The sequence below is a fragment of the Lentzea sp. NPDC036955 genome (assembly GCF_055608005.1).
The window spans coordinates 78,116-102,473 of record NZ_JBVJRC010000005.1; the positions used below are offsets into that span (position 1 = coordinate 78,116).

The 24,358-nt window shown below is 71.8% G+C and carries 13 protein-coding genes; 7 read left to right on the forward strand and 6 right to left on the reverse strand.

Going from position 1 to position 24,358, the window contains the following annotated elements:
- Positions 1-33: 33 nt before the first annotated feature.
- Entirely contained in the window at positions 34-1,596 is a 1,563-nt protein-coding gene (locus ACZ7CF_RS17655) for a S8 family peptidase (RefSeq protein WP_360395748.1), read from the reverse strand.
- 621 nt (positions 1,597-2,217) lie between these two features.
- On the opposite strand from ACZ7CF_RS17655, the gene ACZ7CF_RS17660 reads away from it, so the two are divergent.
- Positions 2,218-2,607, forward strand: coding sequence for a hypothetical protein (locus ACZ7CF_RS17660; protein ID WP_470370027.1), 390 nt, complete (start codon positions 2,218-2,220; stop codon positions 2,605-2,607).
- A gap of 63 nt (positions 2,608-2,670) precedes the next feature.
- On the opposite strand, the gene ACZ7CF_RS17665 is transcribed toward ACZ7CF_RS17660, so the two are convergent.
- Entirely contained in the window at positions 2,671-3,399 is a 729-nt protein-coding gene (locus ACZ7CF_RS17665) for a hypothetical protein (RefSeq protein WP_360395751.1), read from the reverse strand.
- Positions 3,396-4,604 (reverse strand): type VII secretion protein EccE, encoded by a 1,209-nt coding sequence (gene eccE, locus ACZ7CF_RS17670; protein ID WP_360395753.1) that lies wholly within the window; start codon positions 4,602-4,604, stop codon positions 3,396-3,398. The genes ACZ7CF_RS17665 and eccE overlap by 4 nt, the downstream gene beginning before the upstream one ends.
- Before the next feature lie 270 nt (positions 4,605-4,874).
- Between eccE and eccB the strand changes: the two genes are divergently transcribed.
- From eccB to ACZ7CF_RS17685, 3 genes are read left to right on the forward strand one after another with little or no spacing between them, the layout of a single operon-like run.
- Positions 4,875-6,500, forward strand: a complete 1,626-nt coding sequence (gene eccB / locus ACZ7CF_RS17675; protein WP_458430190.1) for a type VII secretion protein EccB — start codon at positions 4,875-4,877, stop codon at positions 6,498-6,500.
- Positions 6,501-6,556: 56 nt separating this feature from the next.
- Entirely contained in the window at positions 6,557-6,889 is a 333-nt protein-coding gene (locus ACZ7CF_RS17680) for a hypothetical protein (RefSeq protein WP_458430191.1), read from the forward strand.
- A gap of 14 nt (positions 6,890-6,903) precedes the next feature.
- Positions 6,904-7,998 carry a WXG100 family type VII secretion target gene (locus ACZ7CF_RS17685; protein WP_470370028.1) on the forward strand — a complete coding sequence of 365 codons (1,095 nt, stop codon included), beginning with the start codon at positions 6,904-6,906 and terminating at the stop codon, positions 7,996-7,998.
- 61 nt (positions 7,999-8,059) lie between these two features.
- On the opposite strand, the gene mycP is transcribed toward ACZ7CF_RS17685, so the two are convergent.
- Together mycP and eccD are read right to left on the reverse strand one after the other, a co-directional pair.
- The gene (gene mycP / locus ACZ7CF_RS17690; RefSeq protein ID WP_360395759.1) at positions 8,060-9,520 is read right to left on the reverse strand and encodes a type VII secretion-associated serine protease mycosin; all 1,461 of its coding nucleotides are present in this window, start codon (positions 9,518-9,520) and stop codon (positions 8,060-8,062) included.
- The gene (eccD, locus tag ACZ7CF_RS17695) at positions 9,517-10,920 is read right to left on the reverse strand and encodes a type VII secretion integral membrane protein EccD (protein WP_360395760.1); all 1,404 of its coding nucleotides are present in this window, start codon (positions 10,918-10,920) and stop codon (positions 9,517-9,519) included. The genes mycP and eccD overlap by 4 nt, the downstream gene beginning before the upstream one ends.
- A gap of 231 nt (positions 10,921-11,151) precedes the next feature.
- Here eccD and eccCa point away from each other — a divergent pair, with 231 nt between their 5' ends.
- The 3 genes from eccCa to ACZ7CF_RS17710 all read left to right on the forward strand — a co-directional run bounded on the left by eccCa (position 11,152) and on the right by ACZ7CF_RS17710 (position 21,559).
- On the forward strand, positions 11,152-15,168 hold the full coding sequence (gene eccCa, locus ACZ7CF_RS17700; RefSeq protein ID WP_470370029.1) for a type VII secretion protein EccCa: 4,017 nt from the start codon (positions 11,152-11,154) through the stop codon (positions 15,166-15,168).
- Between the two features lie 613 nt (positions 15,169-15,781).
- Positions 15,782-18,496 carry an AfsR/SARP family transcriptional regulator gene (locus tag ACZ7CF_RS17705; protein WP_470370030.1) on the forward strand — a complete coding sequence of 905 codons (2,715 nt, stop codon included), beginning with the start codon at positions 15,782-15,784 and terminating at the stop codon, positions 18,494-18,496.
- Positions 18,497-18,859: 363 nt separating this feature from the next.
- Entirely contained in the window at positions 18,860-21,559 is a 2,700-nt protein-coding gene (locus ACZ7CF_RS17710; protein ID WP_470370031.1) for an AfsR/SARP family transcriptional regulator, read from the forward strand.
- A gap of 3 nt (positions 21,560-21,562) precedes the next feature.
- Here ACZ7CF_RS17710 and ACZ7CF_RS17715 read toward each other — a convergent pair whose 3' ends face one another.
- Complete coding sequence (locus ACZ7CF_RS17715; protein WP_470370032.1) at positions 21,563-24,286, reverse strand: AfsR/SARP family transcriptional regulator; 2,724 nt, start codon at positions 24,284-24,286, stop codon at positions 21,563-21,565.
- Positions 24,287-24,358 lie beyond the last annotated feature (72 nt).

Genomic DNA, 24,358 nt, shown 5'->3' on the forward strand with positions numbered 1-24,358 from the left:
GGTGCACCGGGGGCTCCGGGAGCGGGATGAGCGTCAGAGCTTCAGGGTCCACGAGTCGATGTGGCCCGTGTCCTGGCTGTAGGCGTCGCGGACCCGCAGGTGCCAGGTGCCGTTGGCGTTCTCGGTGGAGACGTTGACGGAGTAGGTGGCGTTGACGTCGTCGGCGCTGTCACCGCTGGTGGCGACCTTCAGCAGCTTCACGGCGCCCGAGGGGGTGACCAGGGCAAGCTCCAGGTCACCGCGGTAGGTGTGCTTGATGGCGACCTTCACCGAGGCGGTGGCGGTGGCCTTGCCGTTGCACCCGGCGATGGTGATCGGGGAGGTCACCGAGCCCGCGTCGGGGATGGCCGTGTCGGTGTCGTTGGTGACCGCCGGGCACTGGCCGGGCGGGTTGCCGGGGGTGGTGCCGGTGATGTGCAGCAGCTTGTTCGGGGAGCCGGTGCCGGGGTTGGTGACGACGTCGGAGGTGGCGTTCTCCACCAGGGCGTCGCGGACCTGCTGCGGCGTGGCGGCGGGGGAGGAACCGAGGAACACCGCTGCCGCGCCCACCACGTGCGGGGTCGCCATCGAGGTGCCGGAGATGGTGTTCGTGGCGTTGTCGTCGGTCAGCCAGGCGCTGGTGATGCCGGTGCCGGGGGCGAAGATGTCGAGGCACGTGCCGATGTTCGAGAAGCTCGAACGGACGTCGGTGCGCTCGGTGGAGCCGACCGTGATGGCCTCCGGCGTGCGGGCCGGGGAGGTGTTGCAGGCGTTGGAGCCGCTGTCGTTGCCCGCGGCCAGGCCGTAGGTGACGCCGGCGGCGATGGAGCGCTTCACGGCGTCGTCGACGGTCTGGTTCGCGCCGCCGCCGAGGGACATGTTGGCGACCGCGGGCTTGCGGGCCGGGTTGCCCTGCACGTCGGCGGTGACCCAGTCGATGCCGGCGATGACGCCCGCGAACGTGCCGGAGCCCGCGCAGTTGAGGACGCGGACGGCGACGAGCTTCACGTCCTTGGCCACGCCGAAGCGGGTGCCGCCGACCGTGCCGGCGACGTGGGTGCCGTGGCCGTTGCAGTCGGTGGCGTCGTTGTCGTTGTCGACGGTGTCGCGGCCGTGGGAGGCGCGGCCGCCGAAGTCGCTGTGGGTGGTGCGGATGCCGGTGTCGATGATGTAGGCGGTGACGCCGGAGCCCGCGTTCGGGTACGTGTAACTGTTGTCCAGCGGGAGCGCGCGCTGGTCGATGCGGTCGATGCCCCACGACGGGGTCGGCGTCTGCGTGTCGGAGATGCGGACCTCGGCGTCCTGCTCGACGTACGCGACGCTCGGGTCAGCCGCGAGGCGCTTGGCCTGGGACTCGGACATCGTCGCGGAGAAACCCCGCAAAGCGGACTTGTAGGTGTGTTTCACCTGAGCGTCGTACTTGGCGCTGAGGCTTTCGACACTGGTGGTGCTGAAGTCCTTCAGCACCACGACGTAGCTGTCCTTGACCGCGTTGGACGCACCGAGGTTGCGAATCTCCCCCTCGGGCGCAGCGGTGGCGGAGACGGACGTCAACGCGAGCGCGGTGCCCGCAACCAGTCCGATTCCAGCCGCTCGTCTGAGCCACGATTCACCCATAGCAGCGTTCTCCCTCGTCGCCTGGTCCTGCAGGTGAAGTTTTTCCTAGTGGCGTGGACGGATTGCGCACAAGAAGTTTCACGGATTAAGACGCGTTCGGCCATTCCACAGATTTCGCGCCCGTGTGAATTAGTTGGTGCAGCGGGTCTATGGACAGAACAATGCGGCTTTGGGGAAGCGGACGGCTCGCGCGGCCCGGCCGGCGGTGCCCTCGCCGGTCCTGGAGTCGGTCCTGGAGTCGGTCCAGGTCGGGCCGGTGCGCACGCTCACGGCCGCCACGCAGGGAGAGCGGGCGGTCACGTGGGGCGTTCAAGTGTGGTTGAACATGTTTCACCCGTGCTCTACGTTCAGTTGTGGGAACACAAGTTCTTCTGGGGTTGTTCCCGGAGTTTCGGAACATGGGGCTGGGGGGCTCAGATCGTGCTTCCGCGCGTCGAGAAGATCGATGTCGAATGGCCGGGAAGTGGCCTGTTTTGCCTGGTGAACCGCGTTCGCGGGCGGTGACAGGTCGTCTCGTCAGCGCGTCCCCGGCTTGATTGCGCAATCGAACAACGCACGATGAACAGCGCGCGATGTGCTGTTCCTATTTGGTGACCCTGAATCACTGAGGAGAAACCAGCAATGATTCGTCGCTTCGTTCAGCTGGCTGCGATCACCGGTGCGGCCCTGGCGCTCACGACCTCGACCGCCGGTGCCACGCCGGTTGCGGTGCCGACCGCACCGGGGGTCCTGGCCTGCCACAACGCCGACAACCCCACCAAGACGACGGGCTGGGTGCACGGCAGGGGCTCCGGCAGCTGTGCCCAGGGTGTCGACGTCTTCCTCCAGCGGCTCCGCGCGTGGGGCTGGGTCATCGAGGCCAGCGCCCACTACCGGGGTCCCGGCAGCGCGATCGCGTCCTGGAACTGCTCGGGCTCCGGCCACTACACCTACCGCACGCTCGTCCAGTGGCGCGACGGCGCCGGTGTCCCGCAGAGCTCGATCTCGGGTGAGAGCCGCTTCGAGTGCTGATCAGGCCCGGCACGACCGCGCCCCCGAACGGATCACCGTTCGGGGGCGCGGTTCGTCGGGTCCTCAGTCGCCGCGGCGGACCGCTCCGAGGATCTGCTGCTCGGTGGGCGTGGTGTACAGGCGCAGGTGCGCCCACATGTCCTGGCCCATCGCGATGACCTGGTCGTCCTTCAGCTGGGTCAGCTGCTGGAACATCTGCGGGCGCAGGCGCCACATCTGCCCGGCGAGCTGCGCCTGGCCCATCGGGAGGCGCTGCAGCAGCACCAGGTCCGCGTTGTTCGCCGTCGACGAGGCCTGCGGGTGCAGGTACGGCAGCACGTACATCGTGGTCTGCCACGCCGCCCGAGGCGGGAACAGCTCCTGCGGGACGTGGCCGCCGTCGTGGATGACGAGCAGCGGCATGTCCTCGGTCGGGCGGGGCAGGTCGGCCGGCGACAACCGGCGCAGCTGCACCAGCTGGGACGGGCGGCCGTCCGGGCCCTGGCCCGCCGCACGCACCACCGGCTGCCAGGCCTGCGGGCGGCCGGTCGCGATGATGATCCACGCACCGGTCGCCATGGCCCGCAGCGCGATCTGGCGGGCCAGGTACAGGCCGCCGACGACCACCATGCGGGTCGGGGTCGGGCGCAGCACGGACACCGTGAGCGGCTCGCCCTTGGTGCCCTGGCCGAGCATCATGCCGCCGCGGTCACCGCTCGGGCTGACCAGGTCGAGCATGGACGGCGACACCAGGAACTCCGGTGCCACCGCGCCGCGGCCGCGGGCGTCCAGCAGACGGGTCGACGTGCTCATGCCACACCTCCCAGCGGCAGCGTCGCGGCGAGACCCGCGAGCTGCATGCCCCGCAACGGGGTCAGCGTGATGTCCAGCTTGTCGCTCAGCTTCGTCAGCTGGTCGTCGGCGCGGTCGAGCTCGCTCGGCGTCCTGGCGCTCACCCGCACCAGGCCGCGCAGCGACACCTGACCGTCCTCGCGCGACGGCGAGATGGACATCGCCAGCGTCGACGAGAGAGCGCGCACACCGGTCAGCGCGTTCAGGTTGCCCTTGAGGCCCTTCGCCGGCCAGCCGGTGATCGCGTAGCTCGCGTGGCCGACGCCGCCGGCCGTGACGCCGGACCACTTCTCCCGCAACGACACGGGGGTGGTGCCGCCGACCGCGGCGGTCAGCTCGGCCGAGGAGATCGCCGCGCGCAGCAGCTCGTCGGAGTCGAGCGGGCGGATCGCCACACCGGCGGACTCCAGCGCGTTGCGGACGCGCGACAGGGCGCCGATCAACGCGCGGTGCGCGCCGACGACGCCGCCGCCGCGTTCGCGGATGGCCTCGCCGCAGCGGCGCGGGTCGAGCCGGACCGTGATCCACGTGGTGCGCCTGGCCGCCGCGGGCAGCGGGCCGAGCACCTCCATGTACGAGCTGAGCGCGGGCGACGACGGCGGGAGCGCCGCGCTGCCGGGGTAGCAGTGCCAGAGCACGGTGATCGCGTCCAGCACCACGCCGCGGTCCTCCAGGCACGGCACCAGCGCGCCGAGGGGCAGCGACGGGGCGGAGCCGACGGCGGAGATCAGCGGCGGCGTCGGGTCGACGAGCAGCACCGCCGTCCACACGCCGTCGTGCCACGACAGCGCGAGCGGGCGGCGTTCGTGGTCGACGCCCTTGGCGATCACCAGGTCCGGGATCGCCAGGCGCAGCAGCGCGACGCGCGGGTCCTCGGCGCCGAGGACCTGCATCTCGTCGTCACCGGGCTTGGACTCCTGCTGCGCCTCGCGGTTCGCGGTGCGGCTGTGCGAGCGGAAGCTGTAGCGCAGCCGGACGCCGATCCACTGGGTCAGCCAGCGCCCCCGCGACCGGGTGAAGGCCACTACCAGCGCGATCAGCAGCACGCCGCCCGCGATCGACAGCGAGACGACGTTCAGGTTGCCCGCAGCGTCCTTCACGCCGACGAGGGTCAGCACGAGGAGTGCGATGGCGAGACCGACCTCGATCGTGACTACGTTCGACACGGGCAAGGAGCCCAGGCTGACGCCGGCCGCCCTGCGCCGGACGCGCCCGACGGGACGGGGAGGCGCCGGTGCCTGCTGGCCAGGAGTCCCCGGACCCTGCGGCCGTGCCATCCCGGGGTTCGGCCGGGGCGGATGTGGAGTGGTCACGGACATCCGTTGTGGTCTCTTTCCCCTCGATGGTCGGTGGGCTTGGCGAACCGGCCCACGGAGCAACCTGCGTCCGGCTATCCTGCCGAACCGTACCGCGACTGGGAGAGCAGCGAGCCGAGAATGGCATCAACACCCACCACCAAGTCACAGGTCCAGGCCTACCAATTCGTCCTGCGGCGGATGCAGTCCGCGCTCGTCCGCAGAGACGCCGTGATGCTGCATGACCCCATGCGCAACCACTCCCGCGCGACATCGGTCGGTGTGATCCTCGGCATCGTCGGTCTGCTCGGCTTCCTGGTGTACGGGTTCTTCAAGCCGGCACCGCGCCTGGACAAGGAAACGCAGATCGCCATCAGCAAGGAGACCGGGCAGGTCTACGTCGTCGACAACGCGACGTCCACCCCCGTGCTGGTGCCGATGACGAACCTCGCCTCGGCACGCCTGCTCTGGTACTCGCGGTCGAACCCGGACCAGGCGCAGAGCGGTGGCGGTGACGCCCCTGGCGGCTCGGTCGGCGGCGCCTCCGGTGGTGCCGCGGGCGGCGAGCCCAAGCTCGTCAGCGAGGCCGCGCTGTCCAAGTACCCGCGCGGGCGCCTCACCGGCCTGCCGGACGCACCGGACGTGCTGCCCAAGCCCGAGACCCGCATCGACGCGCAGTGGTCGGTCTGCGACACCCTCGACCTCGACGCGTTCCGCAGCAACCAGGCGGCGGCCAACCAGATCAAGACCTCCGTCATCGCGGGCGTCAGCGAGGGCAACCCGAAGCTCGGCGACAACGCCGTGCTCGTGCAGCAGCGGACGGGCGCCAAGAAGGCCTACCTGATCTACAAGAAGCCCGAGGGCTTCGACATCTCGTCGTCCACCGTCCGCGCCGAGGTGGACCTCAAGGACGACAAGGTGATGAACGCGCTGAACCTGCGGGGCAAGCAGCCGCGCGCGGTCAGCACGGCGCTGCTCAACTCGATCTCCGAGGCCAAGCCGCTGAAGGCGCCGGTCATCCCGAGGCAGGGCGAGCAGGCCGCCTACGTCACCGAGACCAGGGTCAACATCGGCGACGTCATCTCGGTCAGCCTGACCGGCACCCAGCGGTTCATGGTGGCGCTGGAGGACGGCTTCCAGGAGGTCGGCCAGACGGTCGGCGACCTGCTGCGCTGGGCGTACGCGAACAACAAGAAGGCGACCGAGCTCTCCCCGAGCGCGGTCACGAACAACCTCGAACCGAAGAACAAGCTCGACCTCACGCAGTACCCGGAGAAGACGCCGACCACGATCGAGCCGAACGCGAACAACGCGGTGCTGTGCCTGGGCTGGAAGGGCAAGGACTACGAGTCGCAGAACCGGACCCAGCACGCCATCGACACCTCGGTCACCATCGGTTCCGCGCTGCCGGGCCCGAAGGACATGAGCCCGGTGCAGCTGGGCGCTCCCGGTGCGGCCGGCGAGATCATCGACCAGTTCCTGATGCTGCCCGGCAAGGCGGCGGTCGTGCGGGCGAGCCAGGGCACCGGTGACTTCGGCGCCGGTCCGGTCCACATCGTGACCGGTCGCGGTGTGCGGTACGGCGTTCCGGACGGGGGCACCGCCGCGGCGCTCGGGCTGGAGGGGACGTTCCCACCGGCACCGAACGACATCCTGAACCTGCTGCCGCAGGGCCCGCAGCTCAACCGCGGCGACGCGAACCGCAGCTACGACGCGATCCCCGCGGTCAAGGGCCAGATCAAGGACCCGGCGCAGCAGCAGAAGTGACGGGAACCGTTCCGGGTGCACCGCAGTCGTAGGGGTGCACCCGAGGTGGCACCGTCGTGAAGGGACAGTCCGTGGCCGGTCGAATCGCCGTCAACCCCGAGTGGCTCGAGTCCTACGCCGACCGGATCGACGGCACGACCGACGACCTGCGGCGCGTGCGGGACGCCATGAGGGTGTCACCGCTGCGGCCGGAGTCGTTCGGCGAGGTCGGCAGGGCGCTGGGCAGTGCCCGGGGCTACGCGCGGGCGGCCGAGCTGCTCAACTCCCAGCTCGCCCGCGCCTGCGACACCCTGGACGCGGCGGCCAAGGGGCTGCACGCCGTGGCGGAGCACCACGGGTACAGCGAGGAAGAGGCCGTCCACGGTCTCAAGAAGGCCGATCGCAGGTAGTGGGGAGCTCGAAGGTGGCCGAGGACGGCAGGCAGATCGCGGCCGAGGTGGGTCCCGAGCTCGACTTCCTCTCGCGGGTGAGCCGCAGGCTGGGCGTGGTCGACCTCGTCCACGAGTTCTTCGACCCGCTCGTCGGCGACTGGAACGACCTGCGCGAGGAAGCGGAGCGCTGGCGCAAGGCCGCCAGGGTCACCGAGGCGGTCACCAAGCACGTCGCTGGCCCGCTCGGCGGTGTCGACGCGGCGTGGCAGGGCAGGGACGCCGACGCGTTCCTGGAGCACATGCGCAAGGTCGGGCTCGCCGGCGGCGACATGTCCGACGCGATGACCGCGATGGCCGACGCGCTGGAGGAGACCGCCGACGCGGTGCGCGACATCGTGCGGGACATGGCCCACGTGCTGGCCGACGCCGCGGACTCGGTGTCCGGCGTGGCGGCGCTGCCGCTGGAGGGCGACAACCGGGCGCGCGTGCACATCGAGGACCTCAGGGACCCGGTGCGCGAGCTGTTCGAGTCCGGCCGGCAGGTGCTGGAGGCGTTCCTCGCGCTGTGCGACGGGGTCGCCGGCGTGGAGGGCGGCTTCGGCGCCGTGCGGATGGAGCACCGGTACCCCGAGCAGAACTGGACGTACGCCCCGCCCGCCAAGCCGGCCGTGACGGCACCGGAACCGGCAGGGGCCTCCGCGACGGCGGCCGCGGCGACCGGTGGCGGCGCTCCCGGCTCCGGAGGCGGTGTCGGTGCGAGCGGTGTCGGCGGCAGCGGTGTCGGCGCGGGTGGTGTCGGCGCGGGTGGTGTCGGCGGTGTGGGTGGCACGGGCGCACCGGCCGCGGCGCAGCAGATGCAGTTCGGCGGGGCCACGGGCGTCAGTGAGAGTCTGCCGCCCGCCGAGCAGGGCGCGACGACGGCTGCGGCCGCCGGTGGCCGTTCCGGGGCCGCTCCCGGCGGTGGCGCGATGATGGGCGGCATGGCGCCGATGATGGGCGCGATGGGCGGCGGCGGGCAGCAGGGCGGCGACAAGGAGCACAAGTCGAAGCACCGGCTCACCGGTTCCGTCGAGGACGTGCTCGGCAAGCCGAAGAAGGCCGCTCCCAAGGTCATCGGCGAGGACTGACCCCCGGCGGAACGACAACGGCCCCGCTCGACGTCCGAGCGGGGCCGTTGTCGTTCCGCGGCTAGGCCGTGCCGCCGCGCTTGCGGTTCGAGTTGCGGACGAACAGCGTCAGCGCCAGCAGCACCGCACCGATGCCGATCCCGGACAACGCCACGATGATCGGCGGCCAGTCCAGGCTCTTCGGCGGCGTGGGCGCGGTGACCATCACCTTCGGCTCCGGCGCCGTGAAGCCCGCGGCCTCCGCCGGGAGCACGGCGGTGAGCGCCGCGACCGGGTTCACCATGCCGTGGCCGGACTTGTGGTCCTTGCCGGTCACGTTGCCCGGCTGCAGCGCCGTCGCCTTCAGCCGCGCCATCACCTGGCGCGCCTTCAGCTCCGGGAACCGCTCGCGCACCAGCGCGGCGATGCCCGCGACGTAGGGCGAGGCGAAGCTGGTGCCCTTGATGTCGCTGGTGCCCTGCGCGGTGACGTTCGCGTTGGTGAGGCCGTCACCCTTGGGGTCGACCGAGATGATGCCCTCGCCGGGGGCGGCGATGCTGACCCACGGGCCCCAGATGCTGAACTCGGAGACCTCGCCGGACCGCGCGATCGACGCCACCGAGAGCACGTCGTCGGCGAACCACGCCGGGGACGAGATCACCTTGACGTTGTTCGGGTCCATGTTGTCGTTCTGGGCCGGGCAGCCGTTGCCCTGATCGTCCTTGTTGCCCGCGGCCGTGACCACCACGACGTCCTGCACGTCCACCGCGTACCGGATGGCGGCTTGCAGGTTCCGGTCGTCCTGGCTGAACCCCTTTGGGGTGCCGCAGTTCGTCAGCGAGATGTTGATGACGCCCGCGCCCTTGTCGGCCGCGCGCACGATCGCCTCGGCCAGCGTCTTGACCTTGCCCGCGCCCTTGCGGGCCTCGTTCGTCGCGTCGCCCTTGAACTCGTAGCGGTCGCTGGTCTGGCGGATGGCCAGGATTCGCGCGTCCGGTGCGGCGCCGACGAAGTCGCCCTCGGTCTTCTTCGCGGCGGCGACGCCGGCCACCTCGGTGCCGTGGCCGTCGCAGTCGTCAGTGCCGTTCTTGGTCTTGTCGACGTAGTCGCCGCCGGGGTCGACGCGGCCGGCGAGCCGCGGGTTGCGGGGGTCGACACCGGTGTCGATGATCGCGATCACGACGTTCTTGCCGGTCGCGAACCGGTGCGCCTCTTCGAGGTTGAGGCTCAGCTGGCCCCACGGCATCTCTTCGATGAGCTCGTTCTTGGTGTCGGACGCCACGCACTCCTTGTTGGTGCGCTTGTACTCCACATCCGGCTGACCGGTGTCCTTCGGCGGCGCGGTACCGGGCGGCAGCGGTGGCGGCTCCGAGTTCACCTTGGGCGCCGAACCCGTCGCCGACGTCGGCGCCGCTGCGGACGTCGAGGACGGCGGTTGCGCTGACGACGGTTGTGCGGCGGAGGCGGCGGCGGGCACCGCTCCCGTCAGCAGCAGCAGTCCGGCGGTCGCAGCCGCCGTGGTGCGCCTGATACCGGTCCTCATGGCGTGATCAGGCTCCGGAAGACGGAGTACATGTCCATGACCGCGAGCGCCAGCGGCACCACGGCGGCGATGAGGATCGCCTCCAGGATGTCCACCGTGCGGCGCAGCGGCGGCGAGAACTTCTGGCCGGGGAAGATCACGCCGAGCACCAGCGCGGCCGCGCCCAGCACGAGCAGCGTGCCGAAGACGAAGACGATCAGGTTGAACTCGGAGGCCTTGGCGATCCAGGCGACCAGGATGCCCGCCGCGGCGAACATGCCGGTCGAGAGCAGCGCCACGGCCTGCGCACCGTTCGCGTACGCACGACCGCGCATCATCAGCACGATCGAGACGACGACGCCGTAGATCGGGCCCCAGACCGTGCCGTCGCCGGACGCGACGATCGCGGCCAGCGCGGCGATCACGCCGGTGCCGATGATCATGCCGGTGAGGTACTCGTGGGCGACGGCCGTGCGGCGCTCGATGACCGCGAACTCCGGGAAGCCGCTGTCCTCCTTGAGGTCCTCCGCGTTCGTCGGCACGACGGGCGGCGGGATCTTGGCGAGCTGCAGCGTGAGCCGGGGCAGCATCGACATCGCGCCCAGCGCCACCGCTCCCGCCGCCGCGGCCACACCGGCCAGCGGGTGCTCGACGAACGTGGCGACGAGGAACGCGAGCGCGGCGATCGTGCCGGCCGTGGCCGCGGCGATGAACACCGTGACGCCCTGGCCGATCAGCAGGATGCCGCCCCACGCGAAGATCATCATGAGCGCGGACGCGAGCAGCATCTTCGGCTCGAAGTTGACGCCCGGCACCGCGTGGAAGCCCGCGACGAACGCCATCGGCAGCGAACCGCACGCGGCGATCAGCACACCGGTCGACACCGCCTTGTAGGCGCGCGCGATGGTCGCGCCCGTGGCGAGCGCGGCGACGGCGGCCACACCGGCGGCGATGGCGGCCGCGAGGGCGCTCCCCTTGCCGGCGGTCACGACCGGGCCGGACAGGAACAGCGCCACCGCGGAGGCGATCAGCGCGAGCGCGCCCGCGAGGTGACCGAACTTCTGCGCGGTCTCCTTCGTCCACGGCCGGAACGAGTCGGGGTCGGACTCGGCGATCGCGTCGACCACGTCGTCGTACAGCGGCGGCGGCGGGTTCTCGTTGCGGCGCCGCAACTGCAGCAGCTCGCCGTCGACCACGCCGAGCGACGCGAGCGTGCGCGCCGGGTCGAGCGGGCTGTCGCCGAGCTTCGCGAGGCACCAGCCGCCGTGCCGGACACCACCGTCCGGAGTGGCCTCCCTCGCCATGTCGAGCAGCATCGGCAGGAGATCGGCCACCGCCACGTCGGCAGGCAGCGCGACGTCGATACGCGTTCGAGGTGCCACCACCGTGACACGGCTGAACACCGTCGTACCGGTCGCCACCAGGGCCCCCTAAGTCAGATCAGCACTTACGAATCAACGGCCCGACCCTATTCGTCCAGCTGGCCGCTCGTCGGGCGGCCCTAGTATGGCCGGACCGACGCCTGTTGCACGTGTGGTTCGCCGGAACCCGTCAGACTGGGTTTTTTCCCGACCCAGCTTCGTCACGCGCGCGGATGCGCAATAGTGTCGGTTGCTACTGGTGGCGTAACGAGTCGAAGAGGTGCCTGTCAGTTGAGCACGCTGCAGTTCAAGCGAACGGCACGCCTTGCTGCTCCCCGGCCTCCTGGCGGCGAGGTGCACCTCGAGCCGCCACCCGAGGTCCCCAGGATCATCCCCGGCAACATCATGATGAAGGCGATGCCCGTCGTCATGATCGTCGCCTCCGTGGGCATGATGGGCATGATGTTCGTGTACTCGAACAGGCAGCCCATGGCGATGCTCATGCCGGGCATGATGCTCATCTCGACCGTCGGCATGATGGCCAGCGGCATGGGCTCCGGCAAGGGCCAGAAGAAAGCCGAGATGAACGAGGACCGCAAGGACTACCTGCGGTACCTCGGCCAGATGCGCGACCGCGCCCGCGAAGCCGCCGACGAGCAGCGCGCCGAGCGCGAGTGGGTGCACCCGGACCCGCAGCAGCTGTGGTCGCTCGCCACCACCCGGCGCATGTGGGAACGCCGCCAGAACGACCCCGACTTCTGCCACCTGCGCGCGGGACGGGGCTCGCAGCGCCTCGCCACCCGCCTGGTGCCGCCGCAGACCGGTCCCGTCGAGGAGCTGGAGCCGATCGCGACGCTGGCGCTGCGCCGGTTCGTGCGCGCCCACTCGCTCGTCCCCGACCTGCCGATCTCCATCGCTCTGCGCGGCTTCGCCGCCGTCGGCCTGCTCGGCGACATCGAGGACCGCCGCAACCTCGCCCGCGCCCTGCTCGCCCAGCTCGTCACCTTCCACGCCCCTGACGACCTGCTGATCGCGGTCGTCAGCGCGGGCCGCACCAAGCAGCAGTGGGAGTGGGCGAAGTGGCTGCCGCACGTGCAGCACCCCACCGACATCGACGGCATCGGCCAGCGCCGCATGATGGCGAACTCGCTCGCCGAGGTCGAGGCGATGCTCGACGAGTACCTGCGCGACCGGCAGCGGTTCACCCGCAACGCCCCGCCGCCGCCCGACCAGCCGCACATCGTGATCGTGATCGACGACGGCGACATCAGCCGCGAAGAGATGATCATCCTGGAGGAGGGGCTGGTCGGCGTCACGCTGCTCGACCTCTCCGAGTGCCTGGGCAACCTGACCGCCCGCCGCGGTCTGCGCCTGGTCATCGAGAACAACCAGCTGGGCGCCCGTTCCGCGAGCGGCGTCGAGTGGTTCGGCGCACCGGACGGCCTGTCCGTCGTCGAGGCCGAGGCACTGGCCCGCAGGCTCGCCCCGTACCGCATGGGTGCGGCGGGCGACGTCGGCGGCGACGGTGGCGAGGACCCGTTGGCGATGAACAACAACCCGCCGCTGCTCGAGTTCATGGGCATCCCCGGCGACCCGATCACGTTCGACGTGCAGCAGGCGTGGCGGCCCCGGCCCAAGCGCGACCGCTACCGCATCCCGTTCGGCATCGGCGAGCACGGCCAGCAGGTCGAGCTCGACATCAAGGAGGCCGCGGAGGACGGCATGGGCCCGCACGGCCTGTGCATCGGCGCGACCGGTTCCGGCAAGTCGGAGTTCCTCCGCACGCTGGTGCTCGGCCTGCTGGCGTCGCACTCGTCGACCGCGCTCAACATGATCCTCGTCGACTTCAAGGGTGGTGCGACGTTCCTCGGTCTGGACAAGGCACCGCACGTCGCCGCGACGATCACCAACCTGGCCGGCGACCTCAGCCTCGTCGACCGCATGAAGGACGCCATCGCCGGTGAGGTCTCGCGCCGGCAGGAGGTCCTCGCGAAGGGCAACTACAAGAACGTCTGGGACTACGAGAAGGCCCGCGAGAACGGCGCCCAGCTCGACCCGCTGCCCGCGCTCTTCATCTGCATCGACGAGTTCTCCGAGATGCTGACGGCGAAGCCGGACTTCATCGACATCTTCCTCCAGATCGGTCGTGTCGGCCGGTCGCTGCAGATGCACATGCTCCTCGCGTCGCAGCGGCTGGAGGAGGGCAAGCTGCGCGGCCTGGACACGTTCCTCTCGTACCGGATCGGTCTGAAGACGTTCAACGCGGCCGAGTCGCGTGCGGCGATCGGCGTGCCCGACGCCTACGAGCTGCCGCCGATCCCGGGCTCCGGCTACCTCAGCGTGCAGGGCATGCCGCTGACCAGGTTCAAGGCGCTCTACGTCTCGGGCACCTACCGGCCGTCCGGCATGCAGTCCGCCGGTGAGTCGGTGGCCGTGCGCAGCGACAAGCGCCCGCGGTTCTTCGTGCCGGACTTCATCGAGATGCCGAAGGAGCCGGAGCGCCCCGTCGAGCCGGTCGCGGTCGCGGCCGCACCGGTCAAGGAGGACGCGAACGAGCCGACGCAGCTCGAGCTGATCGTCGACCGCCTCGTCGGCCAGGGCCCGCCCGCGCACGAGGTGTGGCTGCCGCCGCTCAACGAGCCGCCGACGATGGACACGATGCTGCCGCCGCTCGACGTGACGCCGGACCGCGGCCTCACGCCGCCGCAGTACCCGGCCAACGGCATGCTGCAGATCTCGGTCGGCGTGGTCGACAAGCCGTTCGAGCAGCGCCGCGACCTGCTGTGGGCCGACTTCTCCGGTGCCGCGGGCCACGGTGCGGTCGTCGGTGGCCCGCAGTCGGGCAAGTCGACGCTGCTGCGGTCGATCATCGCCTCGATGGCGCTCACGCACACCCCGCAGGAGGCGCAGTTCTACTGCATCGACCTCGGCGGTGGCACGCTCGCCGCGATGGAGAACCTGCCGCACGTCGGTGGCTTCGCCGGCCGTCTCGACGTCGACAAGGTCCGCCGCATGGTGGCCGAGCTGCAGACCCTGATCACCGAGCGCGAGCTGCGGTGGCGCGAGCAGCGGATCGACTCGATGGTCGAGTACCGCAACCGCAAGCGCCGCGGTGAGATCAAGGACGACCACTTCGGCGACGCGTTCCTGGTCGTCGACGGCTGGATGAACTTCCGCCAGGAGTTCGAGATGGTCGAGCCGCAGATCCAGGCGCTCGCCGCCCAGGGCCTGTCCTACGGCGTCCACGTGATCGTCGCCGCGAACCGGTGGGCGGAGATCCGGCCCGCGATGAAGGACCTCCTCGGCACCCGCTTCGAGCTGCGCCTCGGTGACCCGAGCGAGTCCGAGATCGACCGCAAGGTCGCGGCCAACGTGCCCCCCGGCCGTCCCGGTCGCGGTCTGACCGGCGACAAGCTGCACTTCCTCACGGCACTGCCGCGCATCGACACCTCGCAGGACCCGACCACGATCTCCGCGGGTGTCCAGGACCTCGACGCCAAGCTCAACCAGGCCTGGCAGGGCCCGCGCGCGCCGCAGGTCCGGATGCTGCCCGACGTGCTGGAGCACGCGCAGCTCATGGCGCAGGTCCAGCAGGTCAACCCCAACCGCGGCCACCTGGTCCCGGTCGGCGTCAACGAGGACGAGCTCGCGCCGGTCTACTTCGACTTCGACGCGGACCCGCACTTCATGGCGCTGGCCGACGGCGAGTCGGGCAAGACGAACATCCTGCGCACGATCGTCCGCGGCATCATGCAGAGCTACACCTCCTCGGAGGCGCTGATCGTCCTCGCGGACTACCGCCGCACGATGCTCGGCTTCATCGACACCGACCACCTCCTGACCTACGCCGTGTCGTCGACCCAGTTCGCCGACACGATCAAGGAGGTGCGCGGTTCGCTCGGCCGCCGCATGCCCGGCCCGGACGTCACCCAGGAACAGCTCAAGAACCGCTCCTGGTGGACCGGCCCCGAGGTCTTCGTCGTCGTGGACGACTACGACCTCGTCGCCCCGCAGGGCGCCGCGAACCCGCTGCAGCCGATCGCCGAGTTCATCCCGCAGGCCAAGGACGTCGGTCTGCACGTGGTCGTCGTCCGCCGCATGGGTGGTGCCTCCCGCGCCATGTACGACCCGGTGATGGGCAAGCTGAAGGAGATCGCGGCCCCGATCTTCGTCGGCTCCGGCTCGAAGGAGGAGGGCGCGATCATCGGCACGCTGAAGCCGTCGCCCCAACCTCCCGGCCGCGGCACCCTGGTGACCCGCAAGCACGGTCAGCAGCGCATCCAGTTCGCCTGGATCGCTCCGGACTAGCCGTTCCGCCCGGTGGCCCCCGTCGTTCCGCGGCGGGGGCCGCTCCGGTTTCCGGCACGGAGAAAGGCCCTCGTGGACCGGTGCACGTGAAAAGGGCCCGCAGCCGAAGCTGCGGGCCCACCGAACAGCAGGGGACTGTCCGGTTCCCCCCAAGAACCGACGCCCTTCCGGTCCGACCCACTGGGGAGGGCCGATCCGGTAGGACCACGACGGTCGCGACACCCCCCAGGGCTTGCGTTGCCGCTCTCGTCGTCCGGCTGAGGAGAACTCTGCCCGACGGCGCTCACACTCCGGTCACACCGCGAGCACGCGCTGCCGGGGCTGCTGGAGAGGCCGGTCCGGCCACGGTGAAGAGGGAGGTAACCGCGGTCGAACCGGCCAAGCACATGGTCTCCGCGGACGCTCACAATCCGGTCACACAGGGGGGAACGTGGTAGGGCCTGTGTCGAGGTCCATGTTCGCGACAGCCGGGCCTGAGGCGGCCCCTGGGGGCACGGGCGACCAGCCCACATACAACACCGGTATGCGGGCTGGTCGCCCGCACCGCCAGGAACCACCTCAGGCGCGACTCTCATCGAACGGGACCTCGACACAGGCCCTAGCCGAGTACCGGGTGCTCGGTCCGCTGGAGGTGCTGCTCGACGGGGTCGTCGTGCCGCTGCCGGCCGGTCGGAGCCGAGTGCTGCTCGCCACGTTGTTGTTGCGGCCCAACCAGGTCGTCTCGATCGACGCGCTGGTCGACCGGCTCTGGGACGGTGAGCCGCCGACACCGGACCGGGCGCACAAGACGCTGCACACGGTGGTCATGCGGCTGCGCCGGGCGCTGGGCGAGGCGGACTGCGTGCGCACCTCGACCGGTGGCTACCTCGCCGAGGTGGCCGTGGACGCGCTCGACCTGACCCGGTTCCGCCGGTTGGTCGCGGCGGGGGAGCTGGCCGCCGCCGTCCGGTTGTGGCGCGGGCCGATGCTCGTCGACGTGCGGTCCGGTGCCCTGCACCAGCACGACGTCCCGCTGGTGACCGAGGAGTGGCTGCACGCGCTGGAACGGCGGATCAGCGCCGACCTCGACGCCGGCCGGGCCGCAGAGGTGGTGCCCGAGCTGCGCGGCCTCACCGCCCAGCACCCGTTCCGCGAGGCGTTCTGGGCGCAGCTGGTGCTGGCGCTCGCGATGTCGGGGCAGCAGGAACGCGCGCTGGCCGCCTACCGGGAGGTCCGGGCGCTGCTGGCCGACGAGCTCGGCGTCGACCCCGGTGACGAGCTGCGGGCGGTGCACCAGCGCGTGCTCGCCGGTCCCGTTCCTGCGCGCAGGACGGCGGCCGTGCTCCGGCCGGTGCCGCGCCAGCTGCCGACGACGACACCCCGGTTCGTCGGGCGGTCCGCCGAGCTGCGCGACCTGACCGGACTGGCAGCCGGCGACGGGCTGGTGGTCGCGGCGATCACCGGAACCGCGGGCGTCGGCAAGACGACACTGGCCGTGCACTGGGCGCGGGGCGCGGCGGACCGGTTCCCGGACGGCCAGCTCTACGTGAACCTGCGCGGGTTCGACCGCCACCGCGAACCGGTGGCGCCCGGCGACGCGCTCAGCCGGTTCCTCGAAGCGCTCGGCGTGCCGCCGGACCGCATCCCGGCCGCGCTCGACGCCCAGTCGGCGCTGTACCGCAGCCTGGTCGCCGAGCGCCGGGTGCTCGTGCTGCTCGACAACGCCCGCGACCCCGACCACGTGCGGCCGCTGCTGCCCGGTCCGTCGTCGTCGTTCGTGCTGGTCACGAGCCGCGACCGGCTCACCGGCCTGGTCGTGAACGAGGGTGCGCGCGAGCTGGCGCTGGACGTGCTCACGCCCGCGGAGGCGCGCGCGTTGATCGTGAGCAGGCTCGGTGCGCGGCGCGCGGGTGACGCCGACGAGCTGATCCGGTGGTGCGGTGGCCTGCCGCTGGCGCTCGCGATCGTGGCGGCCCGCGTCGCCCAGTCGCCGGAGCTCCCGCTGGCCGGGCTGGTCGCGGAGCTGTCCGACGCCCGCACCCGCCTCGACACGCTGGACACCGGTGACGCGGCGACCACCGTGCGCACCGTCTTCCAGTGGTCCTACCGGCAGCTCGGCCCGGCGACCGCGCGGGTGTTCCGGCTGCTCGGCGTGCACCCGGGGCCGGACATCACCGTCGCGGCCACCGCGAGCCTCGCCGGCCTCACCGAGGACGAGGCGCTGCGGCACGTGCGGGAGCTGGTCGAGGCGAACCTGCTCGCCGAGCCCATGCCCGGCCGGTTCACGAGCCACGACTTGCTGCGCGTGTACGCGGCGGACCGGGCGGAGGCCGAGGAGCCCGCCGAGCCCAGGGCTGCGGCCGTCGAGCGGATGTACGACCACTACCTGCACACGCTGGTCGCGATCGACGCCTCCTGCTTCGCCGGGCGCAGGCAGGCGCAGGCGGTGATCGAGCTGCGGCCGGCACCGGGCACGCGGCCGGAGCTGCCGGCCGGGCGCGAGGAGGCCGACGACTGGTTCCGCGCCGAACGCGCCGTGCTGCGCGCGATCATGGTCCAGGCCGCGGAACGGGACCTGCACCGCTACGCCTGGCAGCTGCCGTGGTTCACCTTCGACCTGGTCGACCGGGTCGGCCCGTGGCAGGAGTGGGTCTGGTCGATGGAGGGCGCCGTGGCGGCGGTCACGCACACCGGTGAACGCCTCTGGGACGCCCGGATGCAGTTCACCCTCGCCGTGGCCCACTGCCGGGCCGGCCGCTTCGACGACGGCAGCGACCTCTTCGCGCGCAGCGCCGACGTGTACCGCGAGGTCGGTCGCGTGACCGGTCAGGCGCGCGCGTTGAGCGGGCTCGCGTGGTCGCTGGGCGAGGCGGGCCGGCTGCGGGAGGCGCTGGAGGTGTCCAAGGAGGCGCTCACGACGTTGCGCGCGTCGCCGACGCCGTACCCGTTGCAGACCGGGATGGCGCTGCACCAGGTCGCGGCGGACCACCTCAAGCTGGGCGAGTACGCGGAGGCGCTCGTGTGCTGCGCGGAGTGGGAGGCCGAGTTCGCGGTCGACATGACCGCGGAGTGGAAGGGGCTCCTCGCCGCGATGAAGGCCAGCGTCCAGGTGGGGCTGGGCGACCACGCGGTCGCGGTCGAGAACGCCCACCTCGCGCTGGGGCACTTCGAGACCGAGGGTTCCTGGCACCACATCGCCGACGTGCACAACACCCTCGGCGACGCGCACCTCGGCCTGGGCGAGCCCGACGCGGCGCGGAGCTGGTGGACGAAGGCACTGGAGGCCTACGAGTACAACGACCACGCCGACGCCGAGCAGGTGCGCGCCAAGCTCGCCGAGCTCCGCTGAGAACTGGTGAGCGGTGCTGGTGACCCCCCAGGAACTGTGCCACCAGCACCGCTGAGGAGAACTCTGCCAGGGGCCGCTCACACTTCGCTCACACCTGGACCACAGGGCCCCTAGACTGGGTTTTCGAGCCGGTGGAGGGGTGTGCGAGCCGAGTACCGGGTGAACCCGTCACCGTCGCGACAGGACGGTCGCAGGCACTGCTCGCCGGACTGGGAGGGCGCCGTCTCCGCGGCGAGCACCGGGCGGCAGCGACGAGCCCCCAGGTGCTTTCCCGTCGCTGCCGTTCCCGGCCGAGCACCACGTTGCCGCACGGCGCTCACACATCGGTCACACCGGGTCCGAAGAGGACGGGAGCAGGGAGTCATGAACGTCGAGTACCGCGTCCTCGGACGGGTCGAGGTGCTGCGTGACGGCGTGCCGGTGCCGTTGCCGGCCGGGCGCGGACGGGTGCTGCTCGCCACGCTGTTGTTGCGGCCCAACCGGTTCGTGCCGGTGGACGAGCTGGTGGACCGGTTGTGGGACGGGGAGCCGCCGACGGTCGACCGGGCGCACAAGACGTTGCAGATGGTGGTGCGGCGGCTGCGGGTGGCGTTGGGGGACGCGGACTGCGTGCGCACGGCGACCGGCGGGTACCTGGCCGAGGTCGACCCCGAGCGGCTGGACCTGACCCGGTTCCGGCGGCTCGCGGCCGACGGGGAGTTCACGGCGGCGCTGGCGCACTGGCGGGGACCGGTGGCGGCGGACGTCGACTCGGTGCTCCTGCACCGCGAGGACGTGCCGCCGCTGATCGAGGAACGGCTGGTGGTGCTGGGCCGCAGGATCGACGCCGACCTCGCGCGGAGCCGGGGTGCCGAGCTGGTGGACGAGCTGCGCGAGCTGACCGGCGAGCACCCGTTGCGCGAGGGGTTCTGGGCACAGCTGGTGCAGGCGCTGCACCAGGCGGGCCGGCCGCGGGACGCGCTCGCGGCCTACGAGCAGATCCGCGCGCACCTGGCCGACGAGCTCGGCGTCGAACCCGGCCAGCAGCTGCGGGAGCTGCACGAACGGTTGCAGGACCCGGAGGCCCGCAGCGACGTGCCGCGGCAGCTGCCCGCACCGTCGGCGCACTTCACCGGGCGGGACGCGGAGCTCGCGAAGCTCACCGCGCTCCTGGACGCGGGAACAGCGGTGGTGATCGCCACGATCGACGGCACGGCCGGCGTCGGCAAGACCGCGCTCGCCGTCCGCTGGGCGCACTCGGTGGCCGACCGGTTCCCCGACGGCCAGCTCCACGTCGACCTGCGCGGCTTCGACCCGTCCGCGCAGCCGCTCGACCCGTCCGCCGTGCTGGCCTCGTTCCTGGCCGCGTTCGGCGTGCCCGGCGGCAAGGTGCCGGCGGACCTGCCGGAACGGGCCGCGCTCTTCCGCAGCGTCAGCGCCGACCGCCGCGTGCTCGTGCTGCTCGACAACGCCCGCGACGTCGAGCAGGTCCGGCCGCTGCTGCCGGCCGGGCGCGGGTGCCTGGTCGTGCTCACCAGCCGCAACCGGTTCACCGGGCTGGTCGTGCGGGAGGGCGCGTTCCCGGTGACGCTGGACGTGCTCGCCGAGCCCGACGCCGTCGCGCTGCTCACCGCGCGGCTCGGCGCCGACCGGGTGCGGGCCGAACCGGACGCGGTCGCGGACCTCGTGGCGTTCTGCGGCGGCCTCCCGCTCGCCCTCGCCGTCCTCGCGTCCCGGGCGGCCGGGGCGCCCGAGCTGTCCCTGCGCGCGCTCGCCGACGAGCTGTCCGACGCGAGCGGCGGGCTGCTCACCGGCGTGGAGACGGTCTTCGCCACCTCCTACCGCTGCCTCGACCCCGACTCGGCCCGCCTCTTCCGGCTGCTCGGGCTCGCCACCGGCCCGGACGTCTCGCTGGACGCGGCGGCCGCGCTCGACGGCAGGCCCCGTTCCGCGGTGCGCCGGTCGTTGCACGTCCTCACCCGCATGAACCTGGCCGTCGAACGCGCACCGGGCCGCTACACGTGCCACGACCTGCTGCGGGCGTACTCGCAGACGCGGTCGGTGGCCGAGGACACCGACACCGGGCGGCACGAGGCGGTGCGCCGGCTGCTGGACTTCTACCTGCACACGGCGGAGAGCGCCGACCGGCTGCTGCGCCGCACCCGCGTCGCGCTGACGCTGCCGCCGCTCGCCGAGGGCGTGCACCCGGCGCTGCTCGCCGACCGGGCCGCCGCGCTCGCGTGGTGCGAGACCGAGCACCGCAACCTGATGGCCGCCGCGCGCCTGGCCGGTGAGCACGGGTACCACCAGCACGCGTGGCAGCTGCCCACCACGATGTTCGGCTACCTCAACTTCCGCCAGCTCCCCTCCGAGCGCATCGAGCTGTGCAAGGTCGCGCTCGCGGCGGCACGGGCCGCCGAGGACCAGTTCGCCGTCGGCAACACCCTGCACTCGCTGGGCAACGCGCTCGGCGCGCTCGGGGCGTTCGAGGAGGCCGACACCGCCTACGCCGAGGCGCTGGAGGTGCGGGAGGGCATCGGCCACCTGCACGGCATCGCCGTCACGCTCGACCAGTGGGCGGTCAACCAGGCCAGGCAGGGCCGTCTGGAGTCCGCGCGCTCCCTGCACGAACGGGCCGTGCGCCGCCGCCGCGAGCAGGGCGACCCGGCCGGGCTCGCCATGGCGTTGAACAACCAGGCCATGACCCTCGTGGCGCTGGAGGACCTGGAGGCCGCGCTGGCCGCGAGCGACGAGGCGTACGCCACGATCACCGGCGGCGGCATCGACCACCTGCTCCCGTCCACACTGGACACACGCGGCCTGCTCCAGCTCCGCCTCGGCCGGGTCGACGCGGCGATGGACACGTTCCACCAGGTGCTGGCGCTGCCCGACGACGAGGTGCCCAACGCCGTCCGCGCCGTCACGCACGAGAACATCGCCGACGCACACCTGCGCCGCGGTCGCACCGCGGAAGCCGTTGCGGCACTGGAGGAAGCGCTGCTCATGCGGGAGGCGCAGGGCAACGCGCGCGCGGTCACCCGGCTGCGGGCGCGCCTCGCCGGGCTGGTACCGGAACGCCGCTGACGCTCACGCCTCCAGCTCGCGGATGAGTCCCCGGACCTCGTCCGCACCGGGCAGGCTGCTGCGTTCGGTGAGGGCCAACGCCTCGCGGGCACACCACAACGCCGCCTCCCGGTCGTTCACGGCGGCGAACACCCTCGAACCCTTGAGCAGCATGGCCACGCGCGGGTGGCTGGTCACCTGGTCGAGCGAGCCGGCGAAGATGTCGCGGTACAGCCGCGCCGCCTCCTGGAGGTTCCCCAGCGCGGCCATCGCGTGCGCCTTGGTGTTCTGCACCAGCGGGTCGCTGAGACCGAGCGAGGCGCACCTCGCCGCGGTGTGGTCGGCGATCCTGAGGCTCTCCGCGAAGTCGCCGGTGTGGAGCAGGGTCCAGGCGAGGCCGTTCAGCGACTTCACCGCCGTGACCTCGTCACCGGCGAGTTCCCAGTGCTCGATGGCGGAGCGGAAGTACCGCGCGGCGGCGTCGTGGTCGCCCAACGCGAAGCACAGGGCCGCCAGCTCGTGCTCGCTCGTCGCGATGCCGCGCGGCTCACCGATCTCGTGCCTGATCCGGAGCGACTCGGTCAGCAGCCGCCGAGCCCGCTCGAGCTGGTTCGTGGTCCTGCAGGTGCTGCCGAGCGTGTTCAGCGCAGCAGCTTCCGCACGCCGGTCACCGGTGAGCCGCGCACTGTCCAGCGCGATCGTGAAGAGCCGGAAGAAGTCGTCCGTCGAGCCTCGGACCAGCAGGTACCCCGTCAACGAACCGGGCAGCGTGGACGCGTGTGCGAGGTGGCCGTTGCCCGCCGCGAACTCGCACAGCTCGAAGAGAAGGTCGTGTTCGCGTTGGCACCACGCCACGGCCTCCGCGCTGTCGCTGAACTCGGCCACCTCGACGACGGGGGCGCGCTCGGTCAGCGGCCGGACCGGGCGGCTGGCGCGGATGACGCGGTCGGCGTTGTCCGCGGAGTGCAGGTGGTGGTCGAGGAACCTGACGACGGCGGTGTGCCGTTCTTCGGCGGTGTCCTCGGCGGCCGCGCATTCACGGGCGTGCAACAGCAACAGGTCGTGCAACGAGAACCGCTCAGGCGTGTGCTCCTCGACGAGGTGTGCGCGGGCGAGCGAACGCAACAACGTCAGCGCCCGTCCACTCGGCACACCGAGGAGCGCCCCCGCGGACATCGGCGTGAAGTCGGCGCGCGGGGCCAGGCCGAGCACGCGGAACATCCGGCGTTCCTCGGCACCCACCGCGGTGTAGGAGAGGTCGAACGCGGCGCGCACAGCGGCCTCCTGGCCGTCGCCGACCTCCAGCTGGGTCAGCGCATCACCGGCGCTCAGGTGCAGCACCAGGTCCCGCAGCCGCCGGTGCGGCTCGCTGACGAGGATCGAGGCGGCGATCCGCAACGCGAGCGGCAGGTGCGCGCAGAGCCGCGCGAGCTCGGTCACCGCGTCGGGCTCCGCTTCGACCCGCTCGGCGCCGATCACGTTCGTCAGGAGTTCCACCGCCTCACCGGGCGGCAGCACACCCAGCCGCAGCACCTCGGCGTCGTTCGTCGCGACGAGCCCGCGCAGGTCGGACCGGCTCGTGACCACGACCACCGATCTCCCACCCGCTGGCAGCAGCGGCCGCACCTGCTCAGCTGTGCGCGCGTTGTCGAGCAGCACCAGCACCCGGCGATCGGCGAGCAGCGAGCGGTACACACCCGTGCGCTCGTCGGTTTCCAGGGGGACCTGCCGAGCGGGAACGCCGAGGCCGCGCAGCAGCTGGCCGAGTGCGTCGTGCGGTGTCAGCGGTTCCTCGCGGTCGTAGCCGCGGAGGTTGATGGCGAGCTGCCCGTCGGGGAACCGGTCGCGCACCCGGTGGGCCCAGTGCACGGCGAGTGCCGTCTTGCCCACTCCGGCCGACCCGGCGATGGCGGAGATCACCACCGCCTGCCCCGCCGTTCCGGTGGGCAGCAGCCGGTCGAGCCGGGCCAGGTCGTCGACGCGGCCGCTGAAGCGGGCGAGCCCCGGCGGCAGCTGACGCGGGACCACGGTGTCGCGCCGCGCGCTCAGCTCCGGTTCGGCGCGCAGGATCGACTGGTGGAGGTCGCGCAGCAGCTCGCCGGGGTCGATGCCGAGCTCGTCCGACAGCAGCGCCCTCACCCGGTGGAACGCGTCGAGTGCCGCGGCCTGCTGGTTCGAGCGGTACAGCGCCACCATCAGCTGCGCCCAGAAGCGCTCCCGCAGCGAGTGGTCCGTCGTCAGCGTCCTCAGCTCGGGCACCAGGGCGGTCGCGAGCCCGTTGTCGAGGTCCAGCTCGATGCGCCGCTCCAGCACCAGCAGCCGTTCCTCGACGAGCCGCGGCACGTCCTCGCGGTGCAGGGCGTCGGACGTCACGTTGGCGAGCAGCGGACCGCGCCACAGCGCCAGCGCGGCGTGCGGGTCGGTGCGCGCCAACGCACGGAACCGCAGCAGGTCCAGGTCTTCGACCTCGGCGAGGTAGCCGTTCGTGGTGGTGACCACGCAGTTGGCCGGCCCGAGTGCCCGCCGCAGCCGCGCGACGGTCATGTGCAACGTCTTGACCGCGCGGTCGATCGAGGGCGGTGAACCGTCCCAGAGGCGCTCGACCAGCTCGTCGACCGACACGAACCGGTTGGGCCGCAGGAGCAGCGTCGCGAGCAGCACGCGGCCCTTGCCCGCCGGCACCACGACCCGTTCGCCGGCGAAGAGGACGTCCAGCGGTCCCAGCACGCGGTACTCGGCCCCCAGCACGCGCACGAGCTTAGGGCCGCCCCTCCGTCCCGGTGCGACCCACGCCCGTCCTGAAGCCCCACAGCGTGACCG

Excerpts from the sequence above, each read along its gene's own strand:
- mycP (WP_360395759.1), bottom strand. The coding sequence starts at position 9,520 with ATGAGGACCGGTATCAGGCGCACCACGGCGGCTGCGACCGCCGGACTG.
- ACZ7CF_RS17660 (WP_470370027.1), top strand. The coding sequence starts at position 2,218 with ATGATTCGTCGCTTCGTTCAGCTGGCTGCGATCACCGGTGCGGCCCTG.
- ACZ7CF_RS17710 (WP_470370031.1), top strand. The coding sequence starts at position 18,860 with ATGAACGTCGAGTACCGCGTCCTCGGACGGGTCGAGGTGCTGCGTGAC.
- eccB (WP_458430190.1), top strand. The coding sequence starts at position 4,875 with ATGGCATCAACACCCACCACCAAGTCACAGGTCCAGGCCTACCAATTC.
- ACZ7CF_RS17665 (WP_360395751.1), bottom strand. The coding sequence starts at position 3,399 with ATGAGCACGTCGACCCGTCTGCTGGACGCCCGCGGCCGCGGCGCGGTG.
- ACZ7CF_RS17655 (WP_360395748.1), bottom strand. The coding sequence starts at position 1,596 with ATGGGTGAATCGTGGCTCAGACGAGCGGCTGGAATCGGACTGGTTGCG.